Annotated in this window: 15 protein-coding genes; 10 read left to right on the top strand and 5 right to left on the bottom strand. The window is 68.3% G+C overall.

What is annotated here, in order from left to right; translation table 11 throughout:
* Window positions 1-290 (top strand): integrase core domain-containing protein (locus tag YWM_RS25955; RefSeq protein ID WP_156914872.1); only part of this gene is annotated, 290 nt, incomplete at its 5' end.
* On the opposite strand, the gene hrpA is transcribed toward YWM_RS25955, so the two are convergent.
* A complete protein-coding gene (hrpA, locus tag YWM_RS24850) occupies window positions 181-4,152 on the bottom strand; it encodes an ATP-dependent RNA helicase HrpA (protein WP_084612575.1) in 3,972 nt (1,323 codons plus the stop codon). The genes YWM_RS25955 and hrpA overlap by 110 nt on opposite strands.
* A 666-nt stretch (window positions 4,153-4,818) precedes the next feature.
* Here hrpA and YWM_RS0120585 point away from each other — a divergent pair.
* The 5 genes from YWM_RS0120585 to YWM_RS0120565 are packed head-to-tail and all read left to right on the top strand — an operon-like array spanning window position 4,819 to window position 9,621.
* Entirely contained in the window at window positions 4,819-5,466 is a 648-nt protein-coding gene (locus YWM_RS0120585) for an ABC transporter permease (protein ID WP_028852273.1), read from the top strand.
* 1 nt (window position 5,467) lies between these two features.
* Complete coding sequence (locus YWM_RS0120580) at window positions 5,468-6,673, top strand: ABC transporter ATP-binding protein (RefSeq protein ID WP_245566121.1); 1,206 nt, start codon at window positions 5,468-5,470, stop codon at window positions 6,671-6,673.
* The gene (locus tag YWM_RS0120575; RefSeq protein ID WP_028852271.1) at window positions 6,670-7,443 is read left to right on the top strand and encodes an ABC transporter permease; all 774 of its coding nucleotides are present in this window, start codon (window positions 6,670-6,672) and stop codon (window positions 7,441-7,443) included. Before YWM_RS0120580 ends, YWM_RS0120575 begins: the two co-directional genes overlap by 4 nt.
* Window positions 7,440-8,426 (top strand): glycine betaine ABC transporter substrate-binding protein, encoded by a 987-nt coding sequence (locus YWM_RS0120570; protein WP_043662069.1) that lies wholly within the window; start codon window positions 7,440-7,442, stop codon window positions 8,424-8,426. Before YWM_RS0120575 ends, YWM_RS0120570 begins: the two co-directional genes overlap by 4 nt.
* Before the next feature lie 28 nt (window positions 8,427-8,454).
* Complete coding sequence (locus YWM_RS0120565) at window positions 8,455-9,621, top strand: aldose epimerase family protein (RefSeq protein WP_028852269.1); 1,167 nt, start codon at window positions 8,455-8,457, stop codon at window positions 9,619-9,621.
* Window positions 9,622-9,720: 99 nt separating this feature from the next.
* Here the strand turns inward: YWM_RS0120565 and YWM_RS26325 are convergent, their stop codons facing one another.
* Window positions 9,721-11,655 carry an Hsp70 family protein gene (locus YWM_RS26325; RefSeq protein WP_169721021.1) on the bottom strand — a complete coding sequence of 645 codons (1,935 nt, stop codon included), beginning with the start codon at window positions 11,653-11,655 and terminating at the stop codon, window positions 9,721-9,723.
* A gap of 365 nt (window positions 11,656-12,020) precedes the next feature.
* On the opposite strand from YWM_RS26325, the gene YWM_RS0120555 reads away from it, so the two are divergent.
* From YWM_RS0120555 to YWM_RS24840, 4 genes are all read left to right on the top strand, one after another.
* Window positions 12,021-12,563, top strand: a complete 543-nt coding sequence (locus YWM_RS0120555) for a histidine kinase (protein WP_028852268.1) — start codon at window positions 12,021-12,023, stop codon at window positions 12,561-12,563.
* A complete protein-coding gene (locus YWM_RS0120550) occupies window positions 12,560-13,225 on the top strand; it encodes a response regulator transcription factor (protein ID WP_028852267.1) in 666 nt (221 codons plus the stop codon). Before YWM_RS0120555 ends, YWM_RS0120550 begins: the two co-directional genes overlap by 4 nt.
* A 7-nt stretch (window positions 13,226-13,232) precedes the next feature.
* Window positions 13,233-14,828, top strand: coding sequence for a hypothetical protein (locus tag YWM_RS0120545; protein WP_028852266.1), 1,596 nt, complete (start codon window positions 13,233-13,235; stop codon window positions 14,826-14,828).
* Window positions 14,829-14,954: 126 nt separating this feature from the next.
* Complete coding sequence (locus YWM_RS24840) at window positions 14,955-15,857, top strand: alpha/beta fold hydrolase (protein WP_043662066.1); 903 nt, start codon at window positions 14,955-14,957, stop codon at window positions 15,855-15,857.
* A gap of 249 nt (window positions 15,858-16,106) precedes the next feature.
* Here YWM_RS24840 and YWM_RS0120535 read toward each other — a convergent pair whose 3' ends face one another.
* The 3 genes from YWM_RS0120535 to YWM_RS24830 all read right to left on the bottom strand — a co-directional run bounded on the left by YWM_RS0120535 (window position 16,107) and on the right by YWM_RS24830 (window position 20,394).
* The gene (locus YWM_RS0120535; RefSeq protein ID WP_028852265.1) at window positions 16,107-16,766 is read right to left on the bottom strand and encodes a VanZ family protein; all 660 of its coding nucleotides are present in this window, start codon (window positions 16,764-16,766) and stop codon (window positions 16,107-16,109) included.
* 345 nt (window positions 16,767-17,111) lie between these two features.
* Window positions 17,112-18,062 (bottom strand): sensor histidine kinase, encoded by a 951-nt coding sequence (locus tag YWM_RS25445; RefSeq protein ID WP_028852264.1) that lies wholly within the window; start codon window positions 18,060-18,062, stop codon window positions 17,112-17,114.
* A 76-nt stretch (window positions 18,063-18,138) separates the two neighbouring features.
* Window positions 18,139-20,394 (bottom strand): ATP-binding protein, encoded by a 2,256-nt coding sequence (locus YWM_RS24830; RefSeq protein WP_169721020.1) that lies wholly within the window; start codon window positions 20,392-20,394, stop codon window positions 18,139-18,141.
* Between the last annotated feature and the right edge of the window lie 44 nt (window positions 20,395-20,438).

The raw sequence follows: 20,438 nt of genomic DNA, 5'->3' as shown, positions 1-20,438 counted from the left end.
TCGCCGCGTTCATCGCCTCTCGCCCCGAGCTGCTCCACATCCGCACCCGGCGTCGCTCACCCGGCCAGAACGGCGTGCGGGAACGGGCATTCGGATCGCTGAAGTACGAGCACCTCTACCGGATGGAGATCGACGACGGGCAGACCCTCGCCGCCGAGGCCGAGCGCTACCGGCACGTGTTCAACCACATCCGCCCCCACGAGGCACTCGGCATGCAACGACCGATCGAGATCCACCAGCAAGATCAACAAGCACAACTTTCATCCAAGAAAACTGAGCCAGATTCTTGACGCGGGACACGTCCAGCGCCCGGATCACCCGCTTCTCCGACACCGGGTACGCCGTCCCCAGCGTCTGCGCGAAGAAGCTGACCCGCAGCTCCTCCAGCATCCAGCGAATGTTGTTCAGCTCGGCGGGCACGTCGTGACCCGGCGGCACCTCGGCCACCAGGGCGCGGTACTCCTCGGTCAGGTCACGCACGATGCGCATCCGCTGCGTGTCCCGCGCGCCGTCCCGCGGCAGCTTCTCCAGTCTGCGCTGCACCGCGCGCAGGTAGCGCTCGATGTCCGGCAGTCGCTCGAACCCGCTGTCCGCGATGAACCCGTCGTAGACCAGCCCACCCACCTGTTCGTCGATGTCCGCCATCGCCTCGTCGAAGCCACGCATGGCCTCGCGCCCGGTCCGCACGTCGTGCCAGGCGACGAGAACGCGGCGCACCCGCTCGACCGTCTCCAGCAGCGTCGGCCCGAGACCGGCGCGGACCGCGTCGGTGAGCTTGGCGAAGCCGTCGGCGTCCCAGGCCGGTCCCCCTGCCTCGGCCATCAAGTGATCAGCCGCGCAGGCGATGCAGTCCTCCAGCAGCCCGGCCACACTGCCGTGCGGGTTGTGCGCCAGCTGCAACTTCTCCTTGCTGGTCAACGCCTGGCGCAGCAGTTTCTTCGGCGACGGGACGTTGAGCAGGATCAGCTTGCGGGTGCCGCGCCACATCGCTGCCTTCTGCTCGCCCTCCGTGGGATAGACCCGCACGTCGACGGCCTCGCCGGCGTCGGTCAACGCCGGATACCCTTGCACGGTCGAGCCGCGAGTCCGGCTGCTGAACTCCCGCGGCAACTCGTCGAGCTCCCACGAGGTGAGCCCGCGTCGCTCGATCTTCTCGGCGGCCCGCGCGATCGCCGTCTGCACCTTGGGTGCCAGACGCTGCCGCAGCGCATCGAGATCCTTGCCTTCGCCGAGCGTGCGGCCCTTGCCGTCGACGACCCGGAAGGTCATCCGCAGGTGATCGGGCAACGCGGCCAGGTCCCACGCGTCGACCGGAACGTCGACGGCCTTCAGCCTGAGCAGTTCGTGGCTGAGCGCAGGCAGCAGCGGACCGTCGTGCTCCTCCAGGGGCCCGAGCACGGCCTTCGCGGTGTCGGGAGCGGGCACCAGTTCGCGGCGCAGCCGCTTCGGCAACGTCTTGATCAGTGCGGTGATCAGTTCCTCGCGCATGCCCGGCACCAGCCACTCGAAGCCGCGGTCCTCGACCTGGTTGAGCACCTCGAGCGGGATGTGCACCGTCACGCCGTCGGCGTCCGAACCCGGCTCGAACTGGTACGTCAGTGGCAGATCCAGCTCGCCCTGCGGCCAGTGCTGCGGGTAGTCCTCGTCGCTGATGTCCGCGGCGGCCTCGGTGACCAGCATCGTGGGGTCGAAGTCCAGCAGCGACGGACGCTTGCGACGTTCCTTCTTCCACCACGCGTCGAAGTGCCGCGCGGACACCACGTGGTCGGGGATGCGGGCGTCGTAGAACTCGAACAGCGCGTGGTCGTCGACCAGGATGTCGCGGCGACGGGCCCGGTGTTCCAGCTCCTCGACCTCACCGAGCCGTTTGCGGTTGGCGTGGAAGAACGCGTGGTGGGTGTCCCAGTCGCCCTCGACCAGCGCATGCCGGATGAACAGCTCGCGGCACAGCTCCGGTTCGATCCTGGCGTAGTCGACCTTGCGCCCGGACACCAGCGGAACGCCGTAGAGCGTCACCGTCTCGTAGGCCACGACCGCGCCCCGCTTGCGCTCCCAGTGCGGCTCGGCGTAGCGCCGTTTCACCAGGTGGCCGGCCAGCGACTCGACCCACTCCGGCTCGATCTTGGCGCAGATCCGACCCCACAACCTGGTGGTCTCCACCAGCTCGGCGGCCATCACCCAGCGCGGGGTCTTGCGGAACAAGGCCGACCCGGGAAACACGGCGAACCGGCCGTTGCGGGCGCCCAGGAAGTCTCGGGTCTCCGGATCCTTGAGCCCGACGTGGGACAGCAGGCCGGCCAGCAGGCTGGTGTGGATGCTCTGGTAGTCCGCACGCCCGGTGCGTTTGCCTGCGGTGATACCGACTTGCTTGGCGGTGTCCCGCAGCTGCGCGTACAAGTCCTGCCATTCGCGTACGCGCACGTAGTTGAGGTACTCCTGCTTGCACAGCCTGCGGAACCGGCTGGACGACAGCTCGCGCTGCTTCTCCCGCAGGTAGTCCCACAGGTTCAGGTAGCTGAGGAAGTCCGACGTCTGGTCGGCGAACCTGGCGTGCAGGGCGTCCGCCGCCTGCTGATGTTCGGCCGGTCGTTCGCGCGGATCCTGGATCGACAGCGCGGCGGCGATGACCAGGACTTCGCGCAGGCAGCCGTTGCGGTGGGCCTGCACGACCATGCGGGCCATCCGCGGGTCGACCGGGAGGCGGGCGAGCTGCCTGCCCACCGAGGTGAGTTTGTTGCCCTCGAGCGCCCCGAGCTCCCGCAGCAGGGCGAGGCCGTCGGCGACCTGCCGCCGGTCCGGCGGATCGATGAACGGGAAGTCGGCGATGTCACCCAGCTCTGCCGACGCCATCTGCAACAGGACCGACGCCAGGTTGGTGCGCAGGATCTCCGGGTCGGTGAACTCCGGCCGCGATGCGAAGTCTTCCTCGGAGTACAGCCGGATGCAGATGCCGTCCGACGTCCGGCCACAGCGGCCTTTGCGCTGGTTGGCCGACGCCTGGGAAATCGGTTCGATCGGCAGGCGCTGCACCTTGAGCCGGTGGCTGTAGCGCGAGATCCGCGCCGTGCCCGGGTCGATGACGTATTTGATGCCGGGAACGGTCAGCGACGTCTCCGCCACGTTGGTGGCGAGCACGATGCGTCGGCCGCGGTGCGGCTGGAAGACCCGATGCTGCTCGGCCGCCGCCAGCCGGGAGTACAACGGCAGCACCTCGGTGTCGCGCAACTCCATCGCGTTCAGCGCATCGGCGGTGTCCCTGATCTCCCGCTCACCGGACAGGAAGACCAGGATGTCGCCGGGCCCTTCGGCTTGCAGCTCACGCACCGCGTCGCAGATCGCCTGGATCTGGTCGCGATCCTGGGTCGCCGGGTCCTCCGGGTCGACCACCGGCCGGTAGCGGACCTCGACCGGGTACGTGCGGCCGGAGACCTCCACGATCGGCGCGGGCTTGCCGTCGGTGGCGAAATGCCGGGCGAACCGCTCCGGGTCGATCGTCGCCGAGGTGATGATCAGCTTCAGGTCCGGTCGCTTCGGCAGCAGCCGTTTGAGGTAGCCGAGCAGGAAGTCGATGTTCAGGCTGCGCTCGTGCGCCTCGTCGATGATGATCGTGTCGTACGAGCGCAGCATCCGGTCCCGCTGGATCTCGGCGAGCAGGATGCCGTCGGTCATGACCTTGACCAACGTCCGGTCGCTGACCTGGTCGGTGAACCGGACCTGCCAGCCGACCGCGTCGCCCACCTCGGTGTTCAGCTCGCTCGCGATGCGTTCGGCCACCGTGCGGGCGGCGATCCGCCGCGGCTGGGTGTGGCCGATCATGCCGTGCACGCCGCGCCCGATGTCCAGGCAGATCTTGGGCAGCTGGGTGGTCTTGCCCGAGCCGGTCTCCCCCGCGACGACCACCACCTGGTTCTCCGCGATGACCCGCGCCAGGTCGTCCACCCGCTGACTGACCGGCAGCTGCGGCGGGTAGGTCACCTTCGGCACGCTGTCCCGGCGGCTCTGCACCAGGCGTTCGGCGGCCTCCAGGTCGGCCGCGATCGCGCTCAGCGCTTGCTCGCTGCGCGCTTTGTCGAGCCGCCGGCGGAACCGAGGGCGATCGCGCAACATGAGCTCGCCGGTGCGCCGGCGCAGCGAAGAGGGGGTAAGTGACATCGAGTAACCAGCCTATCCGGCCCGGCTCGGCCGGCTCAGCCGAATATCGCGCACGCCGCATCGCGCGACCCCGGTGACTCGGCGTCGCGTCCGGCTGGATCCGGTCCGCTCGACCCCGGGACTCGGCGTCGCGTCCAGCTGGATCCGGTCCGCGGCTCGCGCGGCCGATGGCCGCTCCCACCCCACCCGGCAGCCATGACCGATCACGATACGCAACCGTTGCGCATATCGAATTCAGGAATTGCCACGGCCCGTCCCGCCGAGGGTGACCGAGCGGCCGCACACGTATTCCACCGCCTCGGGGCGCGCGTTCGTCGCACGCGCGCACATCCCGAAGATCACGTCGGCAAATCGCACAGGTTCTCACATCTCATCGGCTATGGCACACCGGGGCGACAGTTGGATCACATTCTCCGATCTTGAACCGGCTGGATCGCTCCCGCGATCACAACCCATTTCACCCACCTGGAGGCGAGCCGAATTCGAGCCCGATCAATGGTATTTCGGCTGGTCAGACGGCTACTACCGAGATTTGCCCGATTCGGGCATAACGCACACAAGTGCGCGATCTTCATCGCCGCGCCGCCGCGCCGAGAATTCCTTGAATACGTTGACCCGCTGGCTAGACTTGGCCACCACCCACCGGCTGAGAAAGGCGGAGCCGTTTTGAACCTGTGGGAATACGTCGTCGATCGCTGGGACAAACTGTCGTTGCAGGCCTGGCTGCACACCAGCGAGGTCGTCCAGGCAACGTTGTTGGCGACGCTGCTGGGTGTGGGCATCGGAATCGCGGTCTATCGCTCCCCCGCGGGGTCGGCGATCGCCACCGCGCTGGCCAGTGCGGTGCTGACGATTCCGTCGTTCGCGCTGCTCGGTCTGCTGATTCCGGTCCTCGGACTCGGCGTGGCGCCGTCGATGACCGTGCTGGTGCTGTACGGCCTGCTGCCCATCGTGCGTAACACCATCGTGGGGCTGTCCGGGGTCAATCCGGCCATCGTGGACGCCGCCCGCGGCATCGGGATGAGCCGGATCAGCGTGCTCACCAGGATCGAGCTCGCGTTGGCCTGGCCCGCGATCCTGGCGGGCATGCGGGTGGCGACCCAGATGCTGATGGGTATCGCCGTGGTGGTCGCCTACGCCAAGGGCCCGGGACTCGGCTCCGAGGTGTTCGCCGGCCTCACCCGCGCGGGCAGTGCCAACGCCACCAACCAAGCTCTGGCCGGAACCATCGGCGTGGTCATCCTCGCGCTGGTGCTGGACGGCATCTACCTGCTCATCAATCGTCTGACCACACCGAGGGGCATCCGTGACTGACGTGACCGAATCCCAGGAAAGTGTGCAGCCCGGCGGGGCCGCGGAGAGCACCACGACCGGCGCGGAGATCACCCTGACCAACGTCACCAAGCGCTACCCGGGCAGCAAGAACCCCGCGGTGGACGACGTGACGATGACGATCCCGGCGGGCAAGATCGTCATCTTGGTCGGGCCGTCCGGGTGTGGCAAGACCACCACGATGCGGATGATCAACCGGCTGATCGAGCCGACGTCGGGCACCATCCGCATCGACGGCGAGGACACCCAGTCGCTCAACCCGGACAAGCTGCGTCGCAAGATCGGCTACGCCATCCAGCAAGCCGGCCTGTTCCCGCACTTCACCGTGGCGCAGAACATCGGCGTCGTGCCCGGGCTGCTCGGCTGGGACAAGAAGAAGATCGCCGACCGGGTGGACGAACTGCTCGACCTCGTCGGCCTGGACGTCGACACGTTCCGCAACCGGTACCCGCGGCAACTGTCCGGCGGCCAGCAACAGCGCGTCGGCGTCGCGCGGGCGTTGGCGGCGGATCCGCCGGTGCTGCTGATGGACGAGCCGTTCGGCGCGGTGGACCCCATCACCAGGGGCAACCTGCAGGACGAGTTGCTGCGCCTGCAGGACGAGCTGCACAAGACGATCGTGTTCGTCACGCACGACTTCGACGAAGCGGTCAAGCTCGGCGACAAGATCGCGGTGCTGGGCAACTCGTCGAAGATCCTGCAGTACGACACCCCCGAGGCCATCCTGGCCAACCCGGCGGACGACACCGTCGCCGGCTTCGTCGGTGCGGGCGCCTCGCTCAAGCAGCTCACCCTGCTGCGCGTGCGGGACGTCGAGCTGCGCCAGGAAGCGGTGACGGTCAGCGTCGACGAGTCGCCCGCCGCGGTGCGGGAGAAGCTGGCCAATTCGCGTCACCTCTATGCGCTGGTGCTCGACCGCCGCAACCGGCCGAGCCGCTGGGTGCACGCGCGTGACCTGCCCAGGGCGACGTCGCTGGCGACGGCGGGCAAGCCGCTGCGCGACATGGTGAGCACACAGTCGACGTTGCAGGACGCCCTGGAGGCGATGCTGGCCGAGGGCGGGGCCGTACCGGTGACCGGTCCACAAGGCCAGTACGCGGGCACGATCCACCTGGAGACGGTCATCGACACCATCCAGACCTTGCGCGAAGAGCGCAACGACGACGGCGCCGCGCAGGAGGAGCAATGACCACCACCCTCGGGTTCTCCACCGAGTCGAGCTCGCGGCGGGCGGAACGGGTCCGGCTGCTTGCCCAGCCTGCGATCGTGCTCGTGCTGGTCGCCGCCGTGCTGATCTGGGCGTTCAGCCAGGACCTCGACGCCACCGACCGCGAGACACTCAACGGTCCGTCCCTGCTGACCATGCTGTACGAGCACATGCTCATCACCGTGCTGGTGTCCGCGCTGGTCGTGGTCATCGCCGTCCCGCTCGGCGTCCTGCTCACCCGGCCCGGATGGCGACGGCTGGCTCCGATCTTCATCGGATTCGCCAACATCGGCCAGGCAGCGCCGGCGCTCGGCGTGGTGGTGCTGTTCTTCCTGCTGACCGGGGCCGAAGGCGGGCTGTGGGTGGTCGTGCTGCCGCTGGCCTTCTATTCGTTGCTGCCGGTGTTGCGCAACACCATGGTCGGCCTGCAGGAGGTCGACCCGGCCCTCATCGACGCCGGGCGGGGCATCGGGATGTCCTCGGGCGCGGTGCTGGCCCGGATCGAGATGCCGCTCGCCGTGCCGTTGATCCTGGCCGGCCTGCGTACGTCGCTGGTGCTGGCCGTGGGCACCGCGACATTCGCCGCATTCGTGGACGCGGGCGGGTTCGGCGTGCTGATCGACACCGGCTACAAGCTGAACCGCCCGCCGTTGCTGATCACCGGCGCGGTGCTCGCGGTCGCGCTGGCACTGATGGTGGACTGGCTCGGCTCCGTGGCCGAGCAGTATCTCGGACCGAAAGGACTGCGATGAGGCGTGCGCGCAGGGCACTGACCGCACTGCTGGCCGCGGCGTCGGTGGTGCTGACGTCGGCAGGCTGCGGCTTGACCACCAACGCCGCCCTGCCGTTCGACGTCCAGCCGGGCAAGATCCCGCACGTTCCCGAGCTCGAAGGCGTCTCGATCACCGTCGGGTCGAAGGACTTCACCGAACAGATCCTGCTCGCCTACCTGGCGGAACTGGCGCTGTCGGCCGCAGGGGCAGACGTGCAAGACCTTTCGGACATCAAGGGTTCCAACACCTCCCGGCAGGCGTTGCTGAGCGGGCAGATTGACATCTCGTGGGAGTACACCGGCACGCTCTGGATCAACTACGAGGGCCACGAGCTTCCGGTGCCCGGCGGCGAAGAGGCCCAGTACAAGGCCAGCGCCGAGCTGGACGCCAAGAAGAACGGCGTGACGTGGTTGAAGTACTCCCCGCTGAACGACCAGTACGGTTTCGCCGTCACCGAGGAGTACGCCAAGAAGCACAATCTGCGCACCAACTCCGATCTGGCGGCGTTTCTGAAGAAGAATCCGGACGAAGCGGTCTTCTGCCTGGAGACCGAGTTCATCAGCCGGCGCGACGGATTCCCGGCGGCGGTGAAGAAGTACGGATTCTCCGACCCCGTGATCAAGCAGTTCGGCACCGGCGCGATCTATGCCGCGGTGGACAGCGGGACGTGCAACATCGGCGAGATCTTCACCACCGACGGCCGGATCGCCGGGCTCGGACTGCGCGTACTGGAGGACGACAAGAAGGCGTTCCCGCAGTACAACGCGGCGGTCACGCTGCGCACGTCGTTCTTGCGAGCTCACCCGAAGATTCGTGACGTGCTCGAGCCGATCTCCGATGCGATGACCAACGAGCAGATGATCGAGCTGTGCAAACGTGTCGACATCGACGGTGAGGATCCCGGGAAGGTGGCGCTGGACTGGTTGGTCGGCAAGGGATTCGTGACGGTGCCGGAAACCTGATAACCCGACACAAGGAAGTGAGGCGACGATGTCAGGTGTCGACCGGAGGAATGTGCTGCGCGCCGCGGGCGCGCTGGGCGTCGGGATTCCCGTGGCATCGGCGATGAGCGGCAGCGCGAGCGCCAAGCCGAGCCGAGGCAAGTTCACCATCCGCAAGGAGAAGTTCGGCACCACGCCGGACGGTGACCAGGTCGACGTGTACATCTTCAGCAACGGCCGGATGACCGTGTCGATGCTGACCTGGGGCGCCACGGTGCAGCGGCTGGAGGTACCGGACCGCCGCGGCCGGGTCACCAACATCAGCCTCGGCTTCGACAACATCGACGACTATCTCGAGCTCAGCCCGAGTTTCGGCGCGACCATCGGCCGGTATGCCAACCGGATCGCAGGTGGCACGTTCACGCTGGACGGCGAGACCTACCAGATCCCGACCAACGACGGCGACAACGCGCTGCACGGCGGCCCGGAGGGCTTCGAGAAGCGCATCTGGTCGACCAAGGTCGTGGAGAAGCCCGACGCGATCGGTGTGGAGTTCACCTACGTCAGCCCGGACGGTGAGATGGGCTTCCCCGGTGAGCTGACCACCACCGCGACATACCTGCTCAATCGCCGCGACGAGCTGCGCGTCGACTACCACGCCACGGTCTCCGGCAAGGCGACCGTGCTCAACCTGACCAACCACACCTACTTCAACCTGGCCGGGGAAGGCAGCGGCACGGTCGACGACCAGTACCTGTACCTCAACGCCGACAGGTTCACGCCGGTCGACGAGACGCTGATCCCCACCGGGGAGATCGTGCCGGTGGCCGGGACGCCGTTCGACTTCACCAAGCCGCACCGGTTCGGTGAGCGCAACCGGGACGACCACGAGCAGCTGGGCTTCGGCCGCGGCTACGACCACAACTGGGTGCTCAACGGCAAGGGTTTCCGGGTGGCCGCGAAGGCCTGGGACCCGCGCAGCGGCCGCAAGCTGACGGTGAAGACCGATCAGCCGGGCGTTCAGCTGTACCAGGGCAACTTCCTGGACGGCACGTTCACCGGCATCGGCGACCGGGCCTACCGACAGGGCGATGCGTTCTGCCTGGAGACCCAGCACTTCCCGGACTCGCCGAACCAACCGAACTTCCCGTCCACCGTGCTGCGGCCCGGTGAGGAGTTCCGCTCCACCACGGTGTTCGGCTTCTCCGCGTTCTGAGTCGGCCGACCACGAGGGCCCGGCGACTGCTCGGCCCTCGTCGAGGGTGACGAAAGCCCGGCGAGCGATTCGCCGGGCTTTCGTCGTGTCGTGCTCAGGTCACAGCAGGTCGTCGCACGAGACCGCGTCCTGACTGCCGCCTGCCTCGGCCTCCCACCGAATGTCGGAGAAGGTTGCCGACAACGCGCCCTCGGTGTAGACCAGCCACGCGGTGTTGACCCGCTTCGGGTTCCAGTCGTACTCCTGCTTGCGGGTGAAGCAGGACAACGGGATGGTGACCGTGGTCTTCTTCCCGGTGTCCAGCCGCTTGAGCACCTTGTCGATCGACACGGTGGACCGGCACGGGTGCACACAGTGCAGCTCCAGCGACGTCACCTTGGTCGGTCGCTTGTGCACCGCGACGTCGAACGTGATCGCGCCGTCGGAGCTGAAGTAGCGCGACAAGTCCCTCGCCTTGCTGGCATCCGGGGAGCTCTGGAAGTACAGCTGGGCGGGGCCACTGCCGTTCCAGCTGGCGTGCACCCCCTGGTCGTCCACCCGCGCGGTCAGCGAGCCGTCCCGGACGGTGCCGTTGGTCAGGTCGGTGCCGCTCCAGTTCGTCTCCAACGACCCGATGAAACCGGCCCACGGGGACACGGCCGCGCCGTCGAACACCTTCAGCGGGCCCGGTGAGTTGCTCGGCGCGCTGCCGGGCTTCATGTCGGCGCCGGCGGAGCCGGGAGCCGCGGCGCTGGACGGCAACGGCGCGCGCGTCTCGTCCGCGACACGTTCCGCTTCGGTGGATGCGCCTGCCGAGACCGTCCCCCCGGACGCGCCGGCCGCTTCGTTGTCGCCGTCCGGGCTCCGGGAAAGCAACACCACGGTTGTCACGAGCGCGACGACCGCCACGACCGCCGCCGCGACCAGCGCGATGCGGGTTCCGCGACGCTTCGGCTCCCCCACCCCGTTCGCCGGCTGCCCGAACGCGGCTGTGGCGGGCACTCCCGCTGGAGCAGCCCCGCCCGGAGCCGGTGCGTGCTGTGCCGCGGGCGGCACCGGCATCGGACCGGTCCCGGACGCGCGCGGCGGCTCGGACGCCATGCGGGCGGCGATCGAGGCCGCACCGAGCGCCACCGTGAACTTCGGATGCAGGCTCACCCGCACCGGCCTGCCGAACTCCTTGGAGATCAGCTGCGGAACCAGCGGGATGCGGGACGAGCCGCCTGCCAGCAGGATCCCGGACAGATCGTTCGGCTGCAGGCCCGCGTTGGTCACCGTGCGCTGCAACGTCTCGGCCGTCAGCTCCACCGACGGCCGGATCATGTCGTTGAACTCCAGCCGGGAGATGGTCAGCTCGCGCGGTCCGGACGGCAACGGCACCGACAGCGTCACGTCCGGTTCGATGGACAGGTCCTCCTTGGCCTTGACCACCATGGCGCGGATCTTGGCCAGCGCGGTGGCGTGCTCCGGATCCTCCTCGTCCAGCTCGGTGATGGCGCCGTCGAGCCGCTCGTCGATGTTGGCGAGCAGTGTCTCGTCGAAGTCGACGCCGCCCATGTGCTCGATGCCTTCCGGCGTGCCGAGGATCTCCATCCGCCCGCCACGCACGCGCAGGATCGTGGTGTCGAACGTGCCGCCGCCGAGGTCGTAGACCGCGACCACTTCACCTTCGCCGAGCCTGCGCTCGTTCGAGTAGTGGGTCGCGGCCGCTTCCGGCTCGGTCACCAGCCGGTAGCTCTTCACCCCGGCCAACTTCGGAACCTCGGCGAAATGCTCCCGCCGGTAGGGGCCCCAGATCGCCGGGCAGGTCAGCACGATTGACGTCGGCACACCGCCTTGATGGCGGTTCACCGCGGCGAGCACGTCGCGCAGCTGGGCCGCCATGAGCGCAGCCGGGGAGAACGACGCCCCACCCAGAACCAACCGGGACGGATCACCGAGCCTGCGTTTGAACCCCCTGGCCAGAGACGCGGGATCCGTCGCTGCCTGGAGGGCGTCCAGCCCGGTCAACACCGAACCGTTCGGTCCTGGACAGGCCACTGACGGCACGACCATGCTCGGCGACAGTGGCACCATCCGGGTACCGCCCGGACCTCCGACGGCAGCCGACGAGAATGAGGTCCCGAGGTCGATACCCACGCTGAACCACATGACGGCACCCTTCCAACCGCACGAAAGTGCAGACGAACGCAAGCAAACAATAAGCGTAGACCCCCATCCGGTCTACAGCACTGGACCTATCGAGTGAGCCGCACGCTCGGGCACGAAACTGGCCCCACAGAACAACACTCACGACACAACACCCACGAGGCGAATGTCGGATCACCCGACCCCCGCCACCACGCAAATGTCGGGTTATCCCCCAGGCCGGCAGGGATGGCCCCCTTGAGCCGCCCGGGGAAACTCGCCAATCTTGACCGGTGCCGGGTTACGCGCTGGTGTTCTCCGCGAGGGAAGGTCGTCTGCCGCGGCTGTTGCGCGTGCCCACATCCGAAACCACGACGTTTCGGTACGAACTCGAACGCAGGCTGCACGACGAGGTCGCGGTGGGCATGTCCGCGATCGCCGCGCAGCTCGACCTGGTCGCGGTCGCCTCGGCCGACCCGGATCTGGACGACAAGATCGGTTCGGTGCGCGCCACGTTGTGTCGCGTCGTGGAACACGTCCGCGATGTCGGCAAGAGCGTTTTTCCTCCCGTCCTGGGCGGCACGGATTTCAGCGCGGCGCTGACCGCGATCGCCGATCACCGCGACGTGAAACTCCAGCTCGATCTACCGTCGTACGAATTGCACGCGCAGGCCCGCGCCCGGGTGGGTCTGCTGGTGTGTGATCACTTGAATACGCTCAGCCCTGGCACCGTGGTGCGGGTGCGAGTCCGGGGCAGGAGGTTGGTACGGGTGCGCATCACCGAAAACCCTGATCATGTCGAGCACAAGGGCCGAGCGCGGGTGGCACGGCCATGAAGGTTGCCATCGCCGAAGACGGCGCATTGTTCCGTGAAGGACTGGTGTTGCTGCTGGAGGCCGCCGGTCACGAAGTCGTCGGGTGTGTCGGCGACGGCGATTCGTTGTTCGGCATCGTGTCGACCACCGATGTCGACGTCGCCATTCTCGACATCCGGATGCCGCCGGAGCCGGATGGTGGTCTGACCACCGCGGCCCGGATTCGCGCCGCCAAACCGGACGTCGGATTGTTGCTGCTGTCCCACTACGCCGAGACGCACTATCTGATGAAAACGCTGGAAATCGGTGCCGAGCGCATCGGATACCGGCTCAAGGAACGCGTCGCCGGTGTCCAGGTGCTGGCCGACACGCTGGACCGGATCGCCGCCGGGGAGATCGTGATCGAACCGGTGCTGGCCAAACGCCTGGTGCAGAACCCGTCCGAACGCACCGACAGCCCGCTGGCGAAACTGACCGAACGGGAACTGGACGTCCTGCGGCTCATGGCCGAAGGACGGTCGAACGCCGCGATCGCCAAAGAGCTGTTCGTCTCGGTCAAAGTGGTGGAAAAGCACATCGCGTCGGTGTTCGCCAAGCTCGGCCTGCCCGCGGATCAGACGATGCACCACCGGCGCGTGCTCGCCGTGCTGACCTACCTGCGGGCGTCGAAGATCGACGGCTGACGTCGCCATGCGTAGGTCCAGGCGCGCGGACAAGGTGTGGCCGAACGCGGCAGGCATCCTGCACCAGCTGCAGGAGCACCACCAGCGCGCCGCCGCACGGGCCCAGTTCCTGCGGTCGGAGCTGGCCGCCGCCCAGGTCCACCACGCCGAAGTCCGTGCGCTGGAGCGGCGCCGCCTCGTGCAGGCGGTGACCACGACGACCCTGCGTGACCTCGACGCGATCCGCACGCGCCTGTGGCGCCTGCGCGACCTGCTCGCCGAAGGGCTGCCACCGGAGCCGGCGATGCACGAGCTCGGCGAGGTGCGTGCTGCGCTCGACGAGATGATCGACCGGTTTCGCACCACGGTGCGGGGCGTCTATCCGGCCATGCTGCCCGATCGCGGTCCCCGGGCCGCGCTGGAGGAACTCGCCGCCACGCTGGCCAGGCCGGTGCGGTTCGACGGCGACCTGGGCAGGCGGGTCGAGTGGCAGATCGAGTCCGGCTTGTATCACGCCGTGGCGTCCGTGCTGAACCTCTACGCCGCCAAGCAGGAGACCGTGGGCAGGCACTTCATCGGCTCGCCCATCTCGGTCGTGTTCGGCCACGACGAGGCGTTGCAGGTGCGGATCAGCGCGGACAAGGAGGACATGTCGGCCGACGAGTTGCGTGCCGCGCTCGGCCACGACGCCGCCCGCCTTGCCGTGCTCGGAGGCACCATGCGGTGCTCCACCGTCGGCGGGCGCGCGGTCGTGGACATCACGCTGGCGAAGCAGGTCGTTCCGCCCGACCTGGACACCGTGCCGGCGCAGTACGCGCACAGCACGCTTTTCCATCAGGTGTGGGAGCTGGCCAGGCAGGGGCGGAGACACGTCGGCTACGGACCCGAGCGGGCGGCCTGGCTCGCGGTGGCGGAACGCATGATCAAGCCGCCCCGCATCGCGGTGGTGCACGGGCCGAACCGGGACGAGATCAACCTGCCGTCACTGTCCAACGTCAGCGTCATCCCGGTGCACGAGACGCCGGACGCCACGCTCGCCCGCGAATTCCTCGCCGACGACGGTCCGCGGGGCGCCATCGACGGCGTGGTCTGTCTTGCCGCACCGCAACAGGACTTCCGCACGACGCTGCGGTACGGGCGGCACCGGGTCATGCTGGTGGAGACGGACGACGCGTGCGCCGTCACCGAGGTCGCCGAACGCATCCGCGGGCAGGCGCCGATCATTGCCGCCCGCCGAGCACTGGTGTCGATGCGCGGGTTGATGGACGGCCTGCCGGTGGAGCACGAACTACGCCACACGATCGACCGGATCATCGCCGAGCGGCACGAGATCACCGAACTCGATCTGCTCGACGACATCGAACGTCCCGACACGCCGGTGCTGCGGATGGCCGGAGACCAGGTGCGCACCGCGGCGGCCCGGCTGCTCGGCGCGCACGGGTCGGAGCCATGGGCGCGCCTCGGGCTGAGCCCGAACGCCGATCTCGCGGTGGTGCAGGCGACCGCGCACCACTCGGCGCGCTACTGGCGTTCCCGCGCGCAACAACCGACCACCGGCGGCCGGGATCGGGAAGTGTACGAAGCACTGGCGGCCACCGCGGAACGACTCGTCGACGTCGGGTGAAGGACACGAAGTGATCAAAGTGCGGTGCCGGACCGCGGTGCGCATGAACTAGGCGACGTCAAGCGGCCGTGTGGGTGACAAGCCACTGCGTGCAGTGGGACCTCCACCCCAGAAAGGTTGAACACGTTGCGAATCGCCAAAGCCGCCGGCATCGCCGCACTCGGCTGTGTCGCCACCGCGGTCGCGCTGTCCGGTTGCAGCCCGTCCGAAGCGGATGGCGCCGACGCCGGCACGCCTGCCAAGTCCGCCGCCAAGCCCGCTGGTGCCGAGAAGATCACCGTCGACGGGCAGTCGGTGAACGTCTCGTGTGCGGGCACGTCGGATGCAGGCGAGCCGGTCGTCCTCCTGCTGGCCGGATTGGGTGACGACCTGACCAAGTTCGCGGACATCCAGAAGACGCTGAGCGAGGACCGCAAGGTGTGCTCGTTCGACCGACTCGGCCAGGGCGCCAGCGACAAGCCGAAGGGCCCGCAGGACTTCGCGGCCGTGGACAAGGTCGTCACCGGCGTCATCGACCACGTGGCCGCGGACAACCCGGTCGTGCTGGTCGGCCACTCGTTCGGCGGGCTGATCACCGGCCGGTACGCGCCGGACCACACGGACAAGGTCAAGGGCGTGATGCTGCTGGACGCCACCTCGCCGACGGTGGTCGCCGACACCCAGGCGGTGATTCCGGAGTCGGCAGAAGGGCCGGCCGCGCAGCTGCGGCAGCAGATCGTCGCCGTGGCCGAGGGGCAGAACCCGGAGATGCTGGCCACTCCGGACGGTGCGGTGAAGTCGGCGGGCGACATCCCGGTCCGGGTCATCCAGCACGGCAAGCCGTACCTGGAGCAGGCGACCCCGGAGTACGGCAAACAGCTGGAGAAGGCATGGCAGGCCGGGCAGAAGAAGTGGCTGAAGCTGTCCGGCAACAGCACGCTGCAGACGGCCGAGAACAGTGCCCACCACATCTATCTCGACGAGCCCGAGCTGGTCGTCGAGGCCATCGAGGATCTCGTCGAGGAGGTCGACGAGAAGGTGGCGGAGTAGCCGGCGGCCGTCTGCACACCGCGGCGGCGCTTCCCGGGTGGGAGGCGCCGCCGCTTGCCTGTCAGCAAGAAGTCACCAGCTTCGGCTCGGAGTGTGGCGCTCGGTTCCTTGCGAGCCGAGCGCTTTCGTTGTTCCGCTCGGGTGGCGGCCCGGCCCATGGTGTCCGTGCGTTGCCCCGCCCGGGCGAGCGCACTTTGCTGCCGCGTCCAGGCGAGCGCACTTCTCAGCAGATGGACTCGACGGTTCCGCTCAGCCGACCCTGGCCTCGGCGCGGTCGGTGATCGGACGGCGCGGGACGGGCACGTGCGGTGTGGCGACGCGCCGGGCCTGGCGCAACGCCAGCACGGCCGAGGCCACCACCCACCCCAGAAGCGCTCCGACGGTGTTGTTCATGATGTCGTCGACGTCGAAGATCCGGTAGACGAACGGCGCGGTGCCGAAGTTCGCGGTCAGCTGGGCGATCTCGATGGTCAACGAGACGACGGCTCCGATCGCGGTGGCGCCGATCGCTCCGCGCCGCCACGTGGCACGCAGGTACATGCCGAGCGGAACGAACAGCAGCACGTTCAGCGCGGCCTGCTGAAACGTCTGGGTGGCCAGCGCGTTGGCCACAGTCGGCGCCAGACCGTATTTGTGCATCTCGGCACCGATGTCGTCGATCCACTGCAGCGGCACCAACTGGACCGTTTGTTCCAGCCGCGGCGCCGACGGGTCCGGCAGCGGCAACATGACCGCCGCAACCGCGAGGCACGCATACAGGAGGAACGCGCCGAGAACGAACACCTGGCGACCGTCGATTCTTCCGTGCCGCGTGTGCTGCACGAGCGCATACGGCAGGAGAACGATCGAGCCGATGACAATGAATCCGATGAACCCGTAAATGAGGGCGATGACCTGCGCGTTCGTCATACCGGAAACGCTAGGAAATCGGCCCCGTAGACACTTCGGCCAGAAAGCCCGAGCGCCGCGTGAGCGCCTCGGTCGATCGGTCGAAACCGACCACAGTTCGCCTCGGCCGATCGGCTATCTCCGCAGGTCAGAAGCATGACCCGTATGCTTGGACACATTGTCCGAATCATCCACTCCGGCGCCGGGCTGACCGCGCGGGGAATTGCTCGAACGGCGTCAGTTGCGTCGCGAACAAATTCTTGCCCCAGGCTCGACGATTTCCTTTTTCTCGACTTTCCGTGATCGAGGGCCGCGGCCCGTCCTGGTGCGGCGGAGAAAGCCGATTCCTGGCCGAGCCGGAGCAGCTCAGAGCGGGATGCGACCGGAGATGATCGTGCCGTCCGACGACGAGTCGATCCGTACCTCGCCGCCGACCACACCGATGCGGGAACGCATGTTGTGCAGGCCGGACTTCAGCGCCGCCTCGTCGGTGAAGCCCGGACCGGTGTCGGCGACCACGAACTCCAGCGCATCGACCACGTCACGAACCGTCACCTGGATGCCGGCGCCCGGTGCGTGCTTGTGCGCGTTGTTGACCGCCTCCAGCACCGCGAAGTAGACCGCGGCTTCCACGGCCGACGAATACGTGCGACGCAACTGGCTGATGTCCAACGTGACGTCGGCGTGGTCGGCCAGTTCCGCCGTCAGCCCAGCCGCCAACCCGCCGGTGGCCAGCGCCAGCGGCAGCACCCCCGCGGCGGTGTCGACCAGGACCCGCTCGGCGGTGTCCAGCCTGGTCAACAGCGTCGGCAGGCGATCATGAATGGCGTCGTGCGAACTTTCGGCAAGCGACATCATCATGCGCAGCGCCACCAGATGATGCTGCGCCCCGTCGTGCAGATCGCGCTCGAGCGACCGACGTTCCTGCTCCATTTCCACCGTGACCCGCCACCGGTGGTCGAGCAGCTCCCGGGCCGCGGCATCGCCTTCCCGGCGCAGCCGCTCGGTCTCCAGCGACAGGCGGATCGCCAGCATCGGTGCCCCGAGCGCTTCCAGCACGGTGGGGAGCGGACCGATCGTCTCCGGGGCGACGGCGATCGACCCCTGTGGCACGCCACCGAAGTGGACCTCGTGCTGCGACCAGCGCGTCGCCCCTGCCCCCCAGTGGAACTGCTGGTCCGCGACGCTCACGACACACCCGGTCGCGCCCGTGGACGTACCGATCACCGCAGCGAGTTCCTCGGGTTTCGGCGCGCCGGACAGCTGCGACAAGTACGCGGACAGCGCTTCGAGCGCTTTCTTGTCCCGTGTCCGCATCGACCGATGGTAACCATTCGTGTGCGCCGACACACAAGCCGCGAACCACGGCGGGCCCCGCGGACGTCATCCGAGGTCAAACGCGCAATGCGCGCTGCCCCTTTGCCCGCGGCGAGCGCGTCAGCTCCGCCAGCAGCTTGCGCATGTCGGCTTGATCGACTTCGTCGGTGGCGACCTCGACCGCTCGCTCGGCCAACGCGACCGGAGTCTCGCCCAGCCACACCAGCAAACGGACCAACTCCGGCAACAGCACGGCGGTTTGCTCTCGCGTCAGAACCCCGCTGTCCGAGGCACGTCGCATCAGCGTGGCGGCGGTGACCGGGTCGCCTGCTGACAGCTCGCTGCGGTGCTCCACCAACCAGCCGACGCTCGAGGCGTCCAGGATTTCAGGCCCGTTCACCAGTTGCTGTCCCACCCGTTCGGCGGCACACCCGGCAGTGGCCAATGCCTCGGCCACCCGCCGGTGTGCCGCCGCCCGCGCCGACTCCGGGGTTCGGGCGTAGAGAGCTTCGTAGTGCAACGGATGCCGGAACGACAACGTGTCGTCCGACGCCTGCAGGATCTTCATGGCCATGGCCGCCTCGACGTGCTCGGCAACCTCCAGCGGCGGCGCATCGGCCACGGCCATCAGATGAGTCACCGCGAACTCCGGTCCGAGCAACGCGGCGGTGGACAGTACGCGCAGCGTTTCCGGCGGCACCGAACGCAAGCTGCGGTTGACCGTCGACAACAGTGTGCGCGACAGGACCGGCCCGCGCGGTTCGATGTCCGCAACGCCGTCGACGACATGGATCTCGTCGCGGCGGAGGAGGTCGTCGACCATCACGGTGGCGAACAGCGGGTTGTCCGCGGCATACCGCAGCTGGGAACGCAAGACGCCGCCCACTCGCGCCTTCAGTTTGTCCTCCACGATCCCGACGACGTCGTGTTCGGAAAGCGGGGACAACGCCACGACGGTCGCACCCCGAGCCGCGATGCACCGCTTCACCTTGGCCAGGTCCGACCGTCGAGTGCCGGAGGACACGGTGGCTACCAGCAGCAGGGGCAGCCGGCGCGTCGCGGTGGCCAGCCGCTGCCACAGCACGACGCTGGCCTCATCGGACCACTGCATGTCGTCGAGCACCACCACCAGCGGCCCAGCCGAGCACGTCTTGCCGACAAGCTCGACGAGGCGGTCCGCGGCGGCATCGACGGATTCGTCGTCACCGGAAGCCACCGTGGCCGCGGAGCCGAAACAGCGGGTCATGGAGCTGAGCGGCTCGCCCCGATCGGCCTCGCCGGCAGCGGCCCACGCGAGCTGCAGGCCACGCTGTTCGGCGTCGGCGAGCGCGGCGGCGAGCAATGCTGTCTTGCCTGACCCCGGCTCGCCTTCGACCAGCAGTGTGGCTCCCCTGCCGGCGGCGACGGCGGTCGTGAGTTCGCCGAGCAGCTCGAGTTCCTCCTCGCGCCCGCGCAGCCGCACCTGACCTCGTTCGGGCAGCGGGCCGGGAGTCACGAACAACCAGCGCTGCTCCGGCTCGGAGCCGGCAAGGATCTCCCGGTGCAGGTCGTGCAGTGCTCGCGACGGCTCGACACCAAGCTCCGTCCGCAGTAGACGCTGCGCGGTGTAGAAGACCTCGAGCGCCTCGCCGGACCGGCCCTCCCGATACAGCGCCCGCATGAGCACCGCATACAGCGATTCCCGCAGCGGATGGCGCTCGGTCAGTACGGTGAACTCGGGGATGAGTTCGCGTTGCCTGCCCAGCTGCAGCTGCACGTCGGCGCGCAGCTCGACGGCGTCGAGGCGAAGTTCTTCGAGCCGCGCGCGTTCCCGCTCGGCATACGGCCCGGGTATCCCGAGAAAAGCGTCGCCCGCCCACCGGGACAGCGCACGGTCCAGCACAGTCAGGGCCGCTTCCGGCCGTTCGGCGACGAGAGCGCGGGCCTGGGTGACCTCGCGATCGAATTCCGCCGCATCGACTTCTCCCGGCCCGAGGCGCAGCTGGTAACCGTTGCCGCTGAAGCTGAGCAGTTCCGTCGGGTTCGCCGACGTGCCGGTTGCCCGCAGGGCGCGCCGCAACCCCGAGATGTAGGTGTGCACGCTGCCGCGAGCGCTCGCCGGCGGTTCGCCGTCCCAGACACCGTCGAGCAGCTCGGTGACGGTGACGCGGTGACCGGAGTAGGTAGCTCCGCGGGTGGCGAGTATGGCGAAGACGGCCATCTGGCGCGCCTGCCCCAGGCCGATCTCGACCCCGTCCAGCCACGCTCTCGGCTGGCCGAGTAGTTGCACCCGCAGTCCGGCGCCGTCCGTGCGCACCTCGACTACCACCTCCGGACGAGCCCGGCTCGTCATGCATGCGGCCTGGACACCGCTCGTCATTCGTCAGGGCGCTCGAT

This window comes from Thermocrispum municipale DSM 44069, from assembly GCF_000427825.1.
In the GTDB taxonomy this organism is placed as follows: domain Bacteria; phylum Actinomycetota; class Actinomycetes; order Mycobacteriales; family Pseudonocardiaceae; genus Thermocrispum; species Thermocrispum municipale.
Note: the sequence above shows the minus strand (reverse complement) of the source record. Positions and strands in the feature narration are given on the sequence as shown.